Annotated in this window: 15 protein-coding genes; 10 read left to right on the top strand and 5 right to left on the bottom strand. The window is 64.8% G+C overall.

Annotated elements, in window-relative coordinates:
• Positions 1-7: 7 nt before the first annotated feature.
• From ABUE31_RS07450 to ABUE31_RS07425, 6 genes are all read left to right on the top strand, one after another.
• Positions 8-346, top strand: a complete 339-nt coding sequence (locus ABUE31_RS07450; protein ID WP_367722896.1) for a P-II family nitrogen regulator — start codon at positions 8-10, stop codon at positions 344-346.
• A 33-nt stretch (positions 347-379) separates the two neighbouring features.
• The gene (locus tag ABUE31_RS07445; RefSeq protein ID WP_367722895.1) at positions 380-1,756 is read left to right on the top strand and encodes an ammonium transporter; all 1,377 of its coding nucleotides are present in this window, start codon (positions 380-382) and stop codon (positions 1,754-1,756) included.
• Between the two features lie 130 nt (positions 1,757-1,886).
• Positions 1,887-2,192 (top strand): hypothetical protein, encoded by a 306-nt coding sequence (locus tag ABUE31_RS07440; RefSeq protein ID WP_367722894.1) that lies wholly within the window; start codon positions 1,887-1,889, stop codon positions 2,190-2,192.
• 127 nt (positions 2,193-2,319) lie between these two features.
• A complete protein-coding gene (locus ABUE31_RS07435) occupies positions 2,320-4,962 on the top strand; it encodes a DNA translocase FtsK (protein WP_367722893.1) in 2,643 nt (880 codons plus the stop codon).
• Positions 4,963-5,060: 98 nt separating this feature from the next.
• On the top strand, positions 5,061-5,768 hold the full coding sequence (locus ABUE31_RS07430; RefSeq protein WP_437344088.1) for an outer-membrane lipoprotein carrier protein LolA: 708 nt from the start codon (positions 5,061-5,063) through the stop codon (positions 5,766-5,768).
• A gap of 101 nt (positions 5,769-5,869) precedes the next feature.
• Entirely contained in the window at positions 5,870-6,676 is an 807-nt protein-coding gene (locus ABUE31_RS07425; protein ID WP_367722892.1) for an exodeoxyribonuclease III, read from the top strand.
• 29 nt (positions 6,677-6,705) lie between these two features.
• On the opposite strand, the gene ABUE31_RS07420 is transcribed toward ABUE31_RS07425, so the two are convergent.
• Together ABUE31_RS07420 and ABUE31_RS07415 are read right to left on the bottom strand one after the other, a co-directional pair.
• Positions 6,706-7,155: a cyclic nucleotide-binding domain-containing protein gene (locus ABUE31_RS07420; RefSeq protein ID WP_367722891.1), complete on the bottom strand. Its 450-nt coding sequence runs from the start codon at positions 7,153-7,155 to the stop codon at positions 6,706-6,708.
• Positions 7,156-7,222: 67 nt separating this feature from the next.
• On the bottom strand, positions 7,223-7,906 hold the full coding sequence (locus ABUE31_RS07415; protein ID WP_367722890.1) for a response regulator transcription factor: 684 nt from the start codon (positions 7,904-7,906) through the stop codon (positions 7,223-7,225).
• A gap of 93 nt (positions 7,907-7,999) precedes the next feature.
• Here ABUE31_RS07415 and ABUE31_RS07410 point away from each other — a divergent pair, with 93 nt between their 5' ends.
• Positions 8,000-8,593: a L,D-transpeptidase family protein gene (locus tag ABUE31_RS07410; RefSeq protein WP_367722889.1), complete on the top strand. Its 594-nt coding sequence runs from the start codon at positions 8,000-8,002 to the stop codon at positions 8,591-8,593.
• 13 nt (positions 8,594-8,606) lie between these two features.
• Here the strand turns inward: ABUE31_RS07410 and ABUE31_RS07405 are convergent, their stop codons facing one another.
• A complete protein-coding gene (locus tag ABUE31_RS07405; RefSeq protein ID WP_367722888.1) occupies positions 8,607-8,834 on the bottom strand; it encodes a hypothetical protein in 228 nt (75 codons plus the stop codon).
• A gap of 126 nt (positions 8,835-8,960) precedes the next feature.
• Between ABUE31_RS07405 and gcvA the strand changes: the two genes are divergently transcribed.
• Together gcvA and ABUE31_RS07395 are read left to right on the top strand one after the other, a co-directional pair.
• The gene (gene gcvA / locus ABUE31_RS07400) at positions 8,961-9,881 is read left to right on the top strand and encodes a transcriptional regulator GcvA (protein ID WP_367722887.1); all 921 of its coding nucleotides are present in this window, start codon (positions 8,961-8,963) and stop codon (positions 9,879-9,881) included.
• A 146-nt stretch (positions 9,882-10,027) separates the two neighbouring features.
• Positions 10,028-10,720 carry a DUF1013 domain-containing protein gene (locus ABUE31_RS07395; protein ID WP_367722886.1) on the top strand — a complete coding sequence of 231 codons (693 nt, stop codon included), beginning with the start codon at positions 10,028-10,030 and terminating at the stop codon, positions 10,718-10,720.
• Positions 10,721-10,830: 110 nt separating this feature from the next.
• Here the strand turns inward: ABUE31_RS07395 and ABUE31_RS07390 are convergent, their stop codons facing one another.
• Together ABUE31_RS07390 and ABUE31_RS07385 are read right to left on the bottom strand one after the other, a co-directional pair.
• Positions 10,831-11,550, bottom strand: coding sequence for a helix-turn-helix transcriptional regulator (locus ABUE31_RS07390; RefSeq protein WP_367722885.1), 720 nt, complete (start codon positions 11,548-11,550; stop codon positions 10,831-10,833).
• A gap of 172 nt (positions 11,551-11,722) precedes the next feature.
• Entirely contained in the window at positions 11,723-11,896 is a 174-nt protein-coding gene (locus ABUE31_RS07385) for a hypothetical protein (RefSeq protein ID WP_367722884.1), read from the bottom strand.
• Between the two features lie 764 nt (positions 11,897-12,660).
• Between ABUE31_RS07385 and ABUE31_RS07380 the strand changes: the two genes are divergently transcribed.
• Positions 12,661-13,320, top strand: a complete 660-nt coding sequence (locus ABUE31_RS07380; protein WP_367722883.1) for a peroxiredoxin — start codon at positions 12,661-12,663, stop codon at positions 13,318-13,320.
• The last annotated feature ends 50 nt before the right edge of the window (positions 13,321-13,370 follow it).

Genomic DNA, 13,370 nt, shown 5'->3' with positions numbered 1-13,370 from the left:
AAACCTTATGAAAATCGTGATGGCAATCATCAAGCCGTTCAAGCTGGACGAGGTGCGCGAAGCGCTCACCGCGGTCGGCATACAGGGCCTGACCGTCACCGAAGTCAAAGGCTACGGGCGTCAGAAGGGGCATACCGAAATCTATCGTGGCGCGGAATACGCCGTCAGTTTCCTGCCGAAGATCAAGATCGAGGTCGCTGTGGCGACCGACACCGTCGACAAGGCCGTCGAGGCGATCGTGGGCTCCGCCAAGACCGGACAGATCGGAGACGGCAAGGTCTTCGTCTTCCCGCTCGATCACGCCGTGCGCATCCGCACCGGCGAAACCGACGCCGACGCGCTCTAAGCGGGCTGGATTCCTAGTTTCATGGAGATTTCAATGAACATTCCGTCACGTATCACTACCGCGGCGCGCACAGCGATCTGCGCAGCCCTGGCCCTTGCTTCGATCGGCACCGTTGCCGCGTTCGCCCAGGAGGCGGCGCCGGCCGCTGAGGCAGTCGTCGAAGCGGCCACGCCCGTCATCGACAAGGGCGATGTGGCCTGGATGATGACCTCCAGCGCCCTGGTCCTCTTCATGACCATTCCCGGTCTCGCGCTGTTCTACGGCGGTCTCGTCCGCGCCAAGAACATGCTCTCGGTGCTGATGCAGTGCACCGTCATCGCCTCGGTCGTCATGGTCGTCTGGGTTCTCTGGGGCTATTCCATGGCGTTCGGCGGCGGCACCAGCCCGTTCTGGGGCGGCCTCGGCAAGATGTTCCTCGCCGGCGTCTCGCCGGAGACCACGGCCGCGACCTTCACCGACGGCGTGGTGCTTCCCGAATATGTCTTCATCGCCTTCCAGATGACGTTTGCGGCGATCACGCCCGCGCTCATCGTCGGGGCATTCGCCGAGCGCATCAAGTTCAGCGCGGTGATCGCCTTCGTGGTGCTGTGGGTCACCTTCGTCTACTTCCCGATCGCTCACATGGTCTGGGACGGCGCCGGCTACATTTTCAACCTTGGTGCGATCGACTTCGCCGGCGGCACCGTCGTTCACATCAACGCCGGCGTGGCTGCGCTGGTGGGCTGCCTGTTCGTCGGCAAGCGCACCGGATACGGCAAGGACAACATGGCGCCGCATTCGATGACGCTGACCATGGTCGGCGCGGCGATGCTGTGGGTCGGCTGGTTCGGCTTCAACGCCGGCTCGAACCTCGAGGCGACGGCTGGCGCCACGCTCGCCATGATGAACACCTTCGTGGCGACCGCCGCCGCGGTGCTGTCTTGGTCGGCTGTCGAAGCCATGATCCGCGGCAAGGCATCGATGCTTGGCGCAGCGTCGGGCATGGTCGCGGGACTCGTCGCGATCACCCCGGCATGCGGCACCATCGGCCCGGTTGGAGCGATCGTTCTCGGCCTCGTCGTCAGCCCCATTTGCTACTACTTCGTGTCGACCGTTAAGACGAAGATGGGCTACGACGACTCTCTGGACGTGTTCGGCATCCACGGCGTGGGCGGCATCATCGGCGCGCTTGCGACCGGCATCCTGACTGCGCCGGCCCTCGGCGGAACCGGAGCTGAAGATTTCAGCATCGCCGGCCAGGTCTGGATCCAGTTCGTCGCGGTCATCATCACAATCCTCTGGTGCGGCATCATCTCCGCGATCCTCTACAAGCTGGTGGATATGGTGATCGGACTGCGCCCGACCGTCGAAGCCGAGCGCGAAGGTCTCGACCTGACGTCGCATGGCGAGGTTGCCTACCACTCCTCCTGAGTGATCTGCCGGGTTCCGGCCCGGCAGAACAGATCCCGTCGGGAGTCTCTCCCGCTCTTGAGCCCGGTTCCGACCGGGCTCCTTTTTTCCCTGGCTTGCACTCGGGCGAGTGGCGGCGGAATATGGCGGGATGAAGAGATTGACGCTTGCCGCCGTGATTGCCCTTTCAGCATCGGACGCCTTTGCCGTCTCGCGCTACGACATCACCAATCTTACCTGTGAGTCCGTGCAGGCGCTGATCAGGACCGAAGGGTCGGCGATTCTCGCCTATCGTTCGTCGGGCATTCTCGGTCTGCCGATCTATGATCGCTACGTGCGCGACCAGCAGTTCTGCGACTTCGGCGAAGTGGCAAGGGGCGCGGGCGTTCCGACCACCGACAAGAAGTACTGCCCCGTCAAGAAGTGCGTCGCCAGCGAGATTTTCCGGGCGCGCTAGCTCCGCGAAGGAGTGCGTCCGCCTCAGCCCATGGTTAATGCGCCCTTAACCTCCCGCCGATAGGCTTGCCCTGATCGCCCGCGATGCGCCCAGGCGCATGGCATCTGCACGGGATACGGGGAACGACATGCCTACTGGGGTTTCGGCACCGCTAGCGCTGGACGATACGGGGCACGGCCTTCATGCCTTCCTGCGCCGCCAGGCAGGCCGCGTCGCCGGCCTCGGACTTTTTGCGTTCGTCGCGTTCGCGCTCGCCAGCCTCGGCACATGGAACGTCGCCGATCCTTCGTTCAGCCATGCGACGTCGGCTCCTGTTTCCAACGCCATGGGCTATCCCGGTGCTGTCTTCTCCGACATCGCCATGCAGTTCCTGGGGCTCTCGTCGGTGGCGGCGCTCGTTCCTGGAGTCATCTGGGGCTTCTTCTTCGTGACGGCGCGCGGCGTCGACAATCTGCCGAAGCGGGCGGCCGCATGGCTGGGCGCGGCGATGCTGTTTGCCGCCATCGCCGGCTGCGCGACGCCGCCCGACAGCTGGCCGCTGCCGACCGGGCTCGGCGGCGTGTTCGGCGACATGGTGCTGAAGGTTCCGGCGCTGTTCACCGGCGGCGGCTATCCCTCAGGCGTCCTGGCTTCGCTTCTCGCCATCCTGTTCATCGTGCCGGCGATCTATCTGTTCGCCTTCGGCTCCGGGCTCTCCGCCCGCAAGCACGGATTTGCTGCGCGCAGGCCGGCAAGGCCGGTGCCCGAAGCGGTCGAGGACGAAGCCGACTTCGACGTGGACGAAGACGACAGCGGCGTCCTGGCGCTCGGCGCGATGGCGCATTGGTGGTTGTCGGCACGGGCCTTCCTGCGCCGCGTGGCGGTCAGGTTCCGCCGCAGCGACGACTACGAGTTCCAGGGCGTGGACAGGGCGGGCGGCTGGCGCCGGGCGGCCGAGCGTGTCGAATCGGCCGAGCGCGCCGAGGCGGGCGTTACCGCAAACGGGCGCGCCCGCGTCGAGCCGGAGTTCTTCGCCGCCATGGTGTCGGATCGCGCGCCGGACGTGGAAGCCTTCGATCCCGAAGATGGCTTCGACATCGATGACGAGGAGGACGGTTTCGATCCGCCCGAACCGCAGCGCGTCCCGGCCCAGGCCCGGCAGTTCCGTTCGGACGCCGCGACCCGCGTCGAAGCCCCGGCGCCGCGTCCCGCCCCCGGCGTTCGCGTGCAAAGGGAGGCGCAGACGTCGCTGATCGGTTCTTCGAAGTTCGAAATGCCGACGCTGCATTTCCTGGCCGAGCCCAAGAATGTCGTCCGCGACAATTCCGTCTCCAAGGATGCGTTGGAGCAGAACGCCCGCCTCCTGGAAGGCGTGCTGGAGGACTTCGGGGTCAAGGGCGAGATCATCCATGTCAGGCCAGGCCCGGTCGTCACCCTGTACGAACTGGAGCCGGCGCCGGGCATCAAGTCTTCGCGGGTCATCGGCCTTGCCGACGACATCGCGCGCTCGATGAGCGCGATCGCCGCCCGCGTCGCCGTCGTGCCCGGGCGCAATGCCATCGGCATCGAACTGCCCAACGCGCGCCGCGAGACCGTCTATCTCCGCGAAATCCTCGCCAGCCGCGACTTCGAGACGACCAAGTCGAAGCTCGCCTTGGCGCTCGGCAAGTCGATCAACGGCGAGGCGGTCATCGTCGACATCGCGAAGATGCCGCACGTTCTGGTCGCCGGCACCACCGGCTCCGGCAAATCGGTGGCGATCAACACGATGATCCTGTCGCTGCTCTACCGCATGACGCCGCAGGAATGCCGCCTGATCATGATCGACCCGAAGATGCTCGAACTCTCGGTCTATGACGGCATTCCGCATCTGCTGACCCCGGTCGTCACGGACCCCAAGAAGGCGGTCGTGGCGCTGAAATGGACGGTCCGCGAGATGGAGGACCGCTACCGGAAAATGTCGAAGGTCGGCGTGCGCAACATCGACGGCTTCAACGCAAGGGTGCAGCAGGCGCAGAAGAAGGGCGAGAAAATCTCGCGCACGGTGCAGACCGGGTTCGACCGCGACACCGGCGAGGCGATCTACGAGACCGAGGACCTCGAACTCGACGCAATGCCCTACATCGTCGTCATCATCGACGAGATGGCCGACCTGATGATGGTTGCGGGCAAGGATATCGAGGGTGCGGTGCAGCGCCTGGCGCAGATGGCGCGCGCGGCAGGCATCCATGTCATCATGGCGACGCAGCGCCCCTCGGTCGACGTCATCACCGGCACGATCAAGGCGAATTTCCCGACCCGCATCTCCTTCCAGGTGACGTCGAAGATCGACAGCCGCACCATCCTCGGCGAGCAGGGCGCCGAGCAGCTGCTCGGCATGGGCGACATGCTCTACATGGCCGGCGGCGGTCGCATCCAGCGCGTCCACGGCCCGTTCGTCTCGGACGACGAGGTCGAAAAGGTCGTCGCCCACCTCAAGCTTCAGGGCATCCCGGAATATCTCGACGCGATCACCGAGGACGACGACGAGGACGACGACGACCAGCCTTCCGGCAAGGGTGGATCCGCTTCCGGCGTGCTCGAGGAATCGGACGATCCCTACGACCACGCGGTCGCCATCGTGCTGCGCGACGGCAAGGCTTCGACGAGCTACATTCAGCGCCGCCTCGGGATCGGCTACAACCGGGCCGCTTCGATCATCGAAAGGATGGAGAAGGAGGGTGTCGTCGGACCGGCCAACCATGCAGGCAAGCGCGAGATCCTCGTGCCGACGGAGGAAGACAAGCTCTAGCCGCAGGACGGCGGCATTTTCGCCCTTTGTCATGGGTAGCGGGCGCCCCATATGTCGTCAAACTTAGGCCCAACTGGCCGAATAGAGATCGGATCGACATGACAAAGATGAAAGCGACGACCGGCATGACATCCCGTTTACCCTTCGATGCGACGCGTCGAGGCCTGCTCCGTTTCGCGACCTGCGCCGCTGGCGCAGCGGCGCTTGCCGCCATACCGGGCGCCGGGTTCGTTGCCACGGCCGATGCGGCCTCGGGAACGGCCCAGAAGATCGCCGACCACTTTTCCAGCGTCTCCAGCATGGCGGGCGAGTTCGTCCAGTTCGGCCCGCGCGGCGAGCAGACCGGAGGCAAGTTCTTCATCCAGCGCCCCGGAAAGCTGCGCTTCAACTACGAGCCGCCGTCCGGTTACCGGGTGATCTCGGACGGCAAGTCGGTGGTGATCGACAACACCAAGCTGAACACGATGGACCTCTATCCGCTGTCCAAGACGCCGCTGAAGCTGCTTCTCGACAGCAAGATCGACCTCAGCGGACGGCGGGTGAAAAGCGTCAGGGAGGAGTCCGACCTGACGACCATCCAGCTCGCCGACCGCCAGTTCTTTGGAAGTTCGACCATCACCATGATGTTCGACCCGAAATCCTACGAACTGCGGCAATGGACGATCACCGATGCGCAGGGCAAGGACACGACGGTCATGATCTTCAACGTCCAGCAGGGCGTGAAGATCGACCAGAGCCTGTTCGTGGTCGACTACAAGCGCAACTACCAGCTCAACAAGCCGGGCGCGAACAACAACAACCGCTAGGCGCTTCAGAACAAAGCAGCAGAGGCCGCGCCCCGCGCGGCCTTGCCGTTTGCGCCCCGCGCTGTCAGTTTCCGGCCCTGATTCCCCCGACCGGACCTGCCATGCCCCTTTCGATTGCGACCTGGAACATCAACTCCGTGCGGCTTCGCCTGCCGCTGGTCGAGCGCCTGATCCTCGATCGGGCGCCGGACATAATCTGCCTGCAGGAAACGAAGTGCCCGGACGAACTCTTTCCAGTCGAGCGCTTTCATGCGCTCGGCTACAGGCATGTCGAGGTCCACGGCCAGAAGGGCTACCACGGCGTGGCAACCATCTCGCGCCTGCCGATCCAGGCGGTGGAACGGCGGCGCTTCTGCGAGATCGCCGATAGCCGGCACCTCTCCGTGCGCTTCGAGGCTGGCGGGCGTTCGATCCTGCTGCACAATTTCTACGTCCCGGCCGGCGGTGACGAGCCGGACCCGGAGATCAATCCCAAGTTCCGGCACAAGCTCGACTTCGTTTCGGAGATGAATGCGATCCGGGCCGAAAACGGCGAGGACGACGGTGCGATCCTCGTCGGCGACCTCAACATCGCCCCGCTCGAGCACGATGTCTGGTCGCACAAGCAGTTGCTGAAGGTTGTCAGCCATACGCCTGTTGAGACCGAAGGTTTCGAGACGATGCGCAAGGCGGGCGGCTGGGTCGACCTGATGCGTCACAATGTTTCCCCCGAGCAGAAGATCTACACCTGGTGGAGCTATCGCGCAGCCGATTGGGCCGCGTCCGACCGCGGCCGTCGCCTCGACCACATCTGGTCGTCGCAGAGCCTTGTTGCCGGCTTCAGGGACGTCGACATCCTGCGCGACGCGCGCGGCTGGGAGCGGCCGTCGGACCACGTTCCTGTCATTGCGCGGTTCGACCTCGGCTGAGCGACGCACCTGGCCTGGCCGCCGCCAGGCTACAGCCGCTCGCTGACCTGCTCGATTCGCCGGATGAGCGCCTGCAGGTCGTCGATGATCTGGTTGCGGAGCGCTTCGGCCGTCTCGGGATATTCTTCCAGGATGCGCCGGAACATCGACCGGTTGATGCGCAGGACCTCGGCGTCGGTCGTCGCCTCCGCGCTGGTCAGCCGCCGTGCGTCGGCGATCAGCGCCATCTCGCCGAGAACCGAGCCGGGGTCGGCCGTGCCGACCTCCATGCGCTGGCCGTCGTGTTCGCGAAACAGGCCGATCCTGCCGCGAGTGACGATGTAGGCCGAATCGGCATCGTCTTCCTCGCGATAGAGCTTCTTGCCGGATTGCAGCCGCATCGCCTCCGCGCCGAAGGCGAGCAGGCGCAGCTGTTCGCGCGTGAAGCCCGCGAACAGCTTCACGCCGGACAGGATGCGGATGTGATCATCCAGCGCCATGATGTCCCCGAAAACTCAGTCTGGCGCTCCTCCTCAGATGCTCCCCTACCTCTCCGCAACGATCACGCTAGGGAACCAGCTTGTATCCGCCGCTTTCTGTCACAAGAATTTCGGCATTGGAAGGATCGCTCTCGATCTTCTGCCGCAACCGGTAAACATGGGTTTCGAGCGTGTGGGTGGTGACACCCGAGTTGTAGCCCCATACTTCCTCGAGCAGGACGTCGCGGGTGACCACCTTCTGGTCGGCACGGTAGAGGTACTTGATGATCGAGGCCTCCTTCTCGGTCAGCCGTACTTTGCTGCCGCGCTGGTCGACCAGCAGCTTCTGGCTCGGCTTGAAGGTGTAGGGGCCAACCGTGAACGTCGCGTCCTCGCTCTGCTCGTGCTGGCGCAGCTGCGCGCGGATGCGCGCCAGGAGCACGGCGAAGCGGAACGGCTTGGTGACGTAGTCGTTTGCGCCGGCTTCAAGCCCCAGGATGGTGTCGGAATCCGTATCGTGCCCGGTCAGCATGATGATCGGCGCCTTGTAGCCGCCCTTGCGCAGCAGCTTGACCGCCTCGCGCCCGTCCATGTCGGGCAGGCCGACATCCATGATCAGCAGGTCGACGGAGCCACCGCGCGCCGCGGCGATTCCCTTGGCGGCGGTCGCCTCGTCGAGAACGGCGAACTCCTCGTAGAGCGACAGCTGCTCGACCAGCGTCGCACGCAGATCGTTGTCGTGGTCCACGATCAGTATGGTCCGTGAAGTCATTCTGCAGTCCGTTGCGGCTGGAAGCCGGTTGGTCGGTTGACCCGAAGCCCCGTTTATGTGGAACGTAATACGGTGTCGGGCAGGTGATTTGTCATGTGGGGATCATACAGGAAAAAACATAAGTGCAAGTCCGGCAATGCAAAATACCGGCGGGACGGCAATCGCGGGCTCGCGCGGCTGACTGTGCGGGCGAAGCCCGGCAACCCGTCGCGCGGGCTGCTTGACGCCGGCGGGGTTGTGTTTCCCTGCGCGCTCGGCAGGGGCGGCATATCGTCCCGCAAGCGCGAGGGTGACGGCGCGACGCCGCTTGGAGCGATGCGCCTGCGGTCGGGCTATTTTCGCGCGGACCAGACGGCGGCTCGTCACGCGCGACTGAAAATGACGCCGATCGACGGTGGCCTTGGCTGGTGCGACCGTCCCGACGACCGAAACTACAACCGCCCGGTGCGGCTCCCCTATCGAGGCAGCCACGAGGATATGCATCGCGCCGATCGTCTCTACGACGTCTGCATCGTGCTCGACTGGAATATCGTTCCGCGCCAGCGCGGACGCGGCAGCGCGATCTTCTTCCACCTGGCGCGCCCCGGCTTCACGCCGACACAGGGTTGCGTCGCGGTGACCGCCAGGGTCATGGCGCGCCTGCTGCCCCGGCTTTCCAGCAGGACGGTGCTCGAGGTGAAGCGTTGATCGCGGCCGCTCCCTAGCGGCCGAGACGCCAGCCGAAATCGACCAGTCCCGGCTTTCCGAGTTCGCGGTAGACGGTGCTCGTCATCGAATGGGGTTTCAATCCGATGTCGCGCAGTTCCCTGATCGACAGGCCGGAGGCCCTGCCGGTGGGGTGGACAAGGGCGGTCCTCGCGTCGCGCAGCCAGTCGAGGATGGCACGGGCCCCGATCGGGCGAGGGGTGGGTTCACAGGCAAGGGCCATGGCGGTGTCCAGATCTCCGGAAGCAAATCCGGTTTGATGATTGTTTGCTGGATGCAGCGTCGGTCCTTGTGAGAAAAAAGAGAAGCGAGTAGTTTTTATCGGTTCAGATAACTTTCTTTGAAGATCATGGCCCGATACGTGCCCGGTACGCGTGCGCTGAGGACGCTGGAAGCGGCGGCCAGGCACCTGAACTTTACCCGCGCCGCCGACGAACTCGGGCTGACGCCGGCGGCCGTCAGCCACCAGATCAAGGAAATCGAGGACCAGCTCGGCATCGCGCTCTTCACGCGCACCAGCCGCAGCATGCGGTTGACCGAGGCGGGCTCGGTGCTGTTCGAGGCTTCGAGCGAGGCCATCGACGTCTTGAACCGCGCGGTGTCGCGGGCGCGCAAGCTGTCGCGCGGTCAATCCCTGCTCAAGGTCACCGCCGACACGCATTTCGCGGCAAAGTGGCTGATGCGGCGCATCGATGGCTTTCGCGCGTTTCGGCCGGACATCGAGCTTCGCTTCGACATCTCCTACGAGGTGCGCGACTTCGAAACTGACGACGTCGATGTCGGCATCCGGTTCGGCAGCGGAAAATATGCCGGACTGGCAGCTGATCGGCTGTTCGACAATGTCATCATTCCGGTCTGCAGTCCCGAACTTCTGCGCAACGGCCCGCCCTTGCAGGTCCCGCGCGACCTCTTCAACCACCGCCTCGTGCACATCGAATGGTCGCGCCGGGGGGTGACCTGGCCAAACTGGTCCATGTGGATGGCCGCCGCCGGGGTGACCGATTTCGACGAAAGCCGCCCGGTCGTCTTCTCGAACTCGTCGGACTGCATCCAGGCCGCGATAGAGGGCAGCGCGGTCGCGCTCGCCGACTTCGCGATGGTCGCGCACGACCTGTCGGAAGGACGCCTTGTGCAGCCTTTCGCCCTCGGCGTGCGCATGGCTCCCGAGTTCGCCTACTACCTTGTCTATCCGCGCAACAATGCCGCCGACCCGCGCATCGCCGGCTTTCGCGAATGGATCCTCGGCGAGGCGGCGAAGACGCGAACCTGAAGGCCGGGGGGCGGCATGGGCAGTCGGCGGGGCGAAAGAATCTTGCTCCTGCGGCCGAAGACCGCTATATACGCCGCGATTTCCCAAATTGGTGGTCTTGCCACCGCCCGCGACAGGGACGCGGGCGAACGAGAGGATTGTATCACATGGCCAACACACTTCTGATGCCCAAGGCGACGGCGGTCTGGCTCGTCGACAACACGGCGCTTTCCTTCGACCAGATCGCCCAGTTCTGCGGGCTGCATCCGCTGGAAGTGAAGGCGATCGCCGACGGCGAATCGGCGCAGGGCATCAAGGGCATGGACCCGATCATCACCGGCCAGCTGACCCGGGACGAGATCGCCGCGGGCGAGAAGGACCAGAACCGCCGGCTGCATCTCTCCGAGCCGAAGGTGCGCGTGCCGGAATCGAAGCGCAAGGCGCCGCGCTACACGCCGCTTTCCAAGCGCCAGGATCGGCCGAACGCCATCCTGTGGCTCGTGCGCAATCATCCCGAGCTGAAGGATGCGCAGATCTCCCGCCTGGTCGGCACCACCAAGGCGACCATCGAGCAGATCCGTGAACGCAAGCACTGGAACTCCTCGAACCTCGTGCCGATGGATCCTGTCACGCTCGGCCTGTGCTCGCAGATCGATCTCGACATCGAGGTCAACCGCGCATCGAAGGGCCGCGACCAGGCGCTGCCGACCGGCGACACGCTGCTGCCCGCCGCATTGACCGAACGCCTTCAGCCGGAGCAGCCTGCCAGGAAGAGCGAAGACGACGAACTGGACGCAGACGCGGTCTTCGCCAAGCTTTCCGCGCTCAAGGGAAAGACCGAAGACGACCAGGATCATTGATCGTCTTCCTGACGAACTGAAAAAGGGGCCCGGCGGGCCCCTTTTTTTTGTTTGCCGGTTTGCAATTCGCGCGATCCGCGCCGGCCACGCGGCCGGTGCCATCAACGATGCTAGTATCCGCTGGCGCGGCCGGGAGCGGCGCCGGGACGGTCGCCACGCTCCATCGACCGGTAGAAGTCCGCGAGCTGCTTGCCCCGCTCCGGCTTGTAGTGGCGCCCGGTGGCGATGACGGCGGCTATGCGGTCGATGCGAAAGGCGCGGAAGTCGGAGCGCATCTCGCACCAGGCAACCAGCGTCCACACCTTGCCCCAGAACCAGAGGCCAAGCGGGCGGACGTCGCGGGCCGACGGCCGTCCCGCCTCGTCGCGGTAGTCGAGGGTCAATATCTCACGCTTCTCGACGGCGCGCTCGATACGGTCGATATGCGCACGATCGGCGTCGCTCACGACCCACATAGGCGCATGGATTTCCGTCCGCGCAATGCGATCCTTCTCGGCATCCGGCAGGACCGAGCCGATCTTCACCAGGGCCTCTTCCGCGGCGCGCGCCATCGTCGCTCCACCGAACGCGCGGACCATGCGCGCGCCGGCGACCAGCGCCACGATCTCGTCACGCGTGAACATCAGCGGCGGAAGGTCGAAGCCCTCCCTCATCATGTAGCCGACGCCGGCTTCTCCATCGATCGGCACGCCGGTCGCCTGGAGATCGGCGATGTCGCGATAGATGGTACGCTCCGATACCTCCAGCCATTCGCCGAGCTTCTGCGCGGTGACCAGCCGGCCGCCGCGGAAATGCTGGACTATCTGGAAAAGCCGGTCCGCTCTCCGCATGGTTCGTTCCTGCCCTCGAGTGCTCTGTCCGCGACGCCGCAATGCCCTCGCAGGCGCCGGGGCGCGAAAACTGCCACAAGGCTCCTGACAGCATATTGTCAGGAGCCTTCAGCATAGCGACCTTCGCGCGAGCGGGAAATCGGGGCGATGCGAGTGCCATCGGTTGTCCCGCTCAGCGCCCGCGCGTGCAGCGGTCGCCGTGGAAATCCGGCCATCCGATATCCTTGCGGATGTCGTCCGGCAGCGAATACATGAAATGCGCCATGCGGAATTCGTCGTGCATTGCCTTCAGTCGTCCGGCGTAGCTGCGAACCGTGTGCAGAAACTTGGGGGCGGTCGGGTGCATGATCGTTCTCCTTGCTTGATGGAGGCACTGTCGCACACCCCTCCTGACAGCAGTCCGTCAGGAACCTGCGGGCTCGTCACAGACAAATGCGGGTCGTCGTCGGGACCCGGCGCGGCGGTCGCAAAGCGGCGCATTCCGCGTCACGGATTTGGGCAACTCGTGCGTGCCTGCCAGTCGTCGGAATGGCGGATTTCCTGGGTTTTGGGCTGTTAGCCGGCGAAGCGCTCGTGTTTTCCGGCACGATGACGAAGGGCCGGACGAGGGCTCCGGATCCGTTGGGCGATGTCCGTTGGCGACGACCGTGCCGGGCGCCGCGAACTGGCCAAGTGCCCTTGGGCCGGATGCCCCAAAAATTGTGAAACTGTCAGTTGCGTCATGGCACGTCGCGTCACGAAGGCCTCGACCGTCCCCGACAGCACGGCCAAGCGTTTTCGGGAGCGCATACCGGCGGCAGTCAGGAGGATATGTGTGCCGCGTACTTGCCCAGGCCGTTGTCTCGGGAGGTTCGCACGCCAGTTCCGGAGGCGGCTGGGATGGGGGGCGCTGTCGTCGCCCACGGTCGCCCGGCCGCAAAGCCGGCGCACAGAGACACGGCCGTTCGCCGCTCGAACGGTTATCCTGCCAAATGCGGGACCCGCGGGCCAGTCGACAACCTTGCCTTGCTGGTTCGTCCCAAACTGCCGCTTGCCGACCGCCGGCCTCGTGACTAGATTTGCCGGCCGCAACGAACCGCGGATGCGCGGGCGGAATTCCAAGAGATGACGATGGCACTCACGATCAACGATACGGCGCCCGATTTCGAGGCGAATACCACCGAGGGCCCCATCCGCTTCCACGAATGGCTGGGCGACAGCTGGGGCGTGCTGTTTTCCCACCCCAAGGATTTCACGCCGGTCTGCACCACCGAACTCGGCCGGATGGCGGCGCTGAAGCCGGAATTCGACAAGCGCGGCGTCAAGGTGATCGGCCTCTCGGTCGACCCCGTCGACAACCACAAGAAGTGGTCGATCGACATCGCTGAGACGCAAGGCACGGCGCCGAACTATCCGATGATCGGCGACACCGACCTCAAGATCTCAAAACTGTACGGCATGCTGCCGGCTGACACGGCAGGCACCTCCGATGGCCGCACGCCTGCCGATAACGCCACCGTGCGCGCGGTCTTCGTCATCGGGCCGGACAAGAAGATCAAGCTTGCGCTGATCTACCCGATGAGCACCGGGCGCAACTTCGACGAGATTCTGCGCACGATCGACTCGCTGCAACTGACCGCCAGACACAAGGTGGCGACGCCCGTCGACTGGAAGCAGGGCGACGACGTCATCATCCTCGGTTCCGTTTCCGACGAGGATGCGAAGAAGCAGTATCCGGACGGATGGAAGGCGCCGCGACCCTATCTGCGCATCGTGCCGCAGCCGCGCTGAGCCGACGCTCAGCGGGGCTTCTTCCGGACTGCATGCCCGATCCGGCCGCG

It is taken from the genome of Mesorhizobium marinum (assembly GCF_040813675.1).
GTDB lineage: Bacteria > Pseudomonadota > Alphaproteobacteria > Rhizobiales > Rhizobiaceae > Mesorhizobium_K > Mesorhizobium_K marinum.
This window is presented reverse-complemented; position numbering and strand designations above follow the sequence as displayed.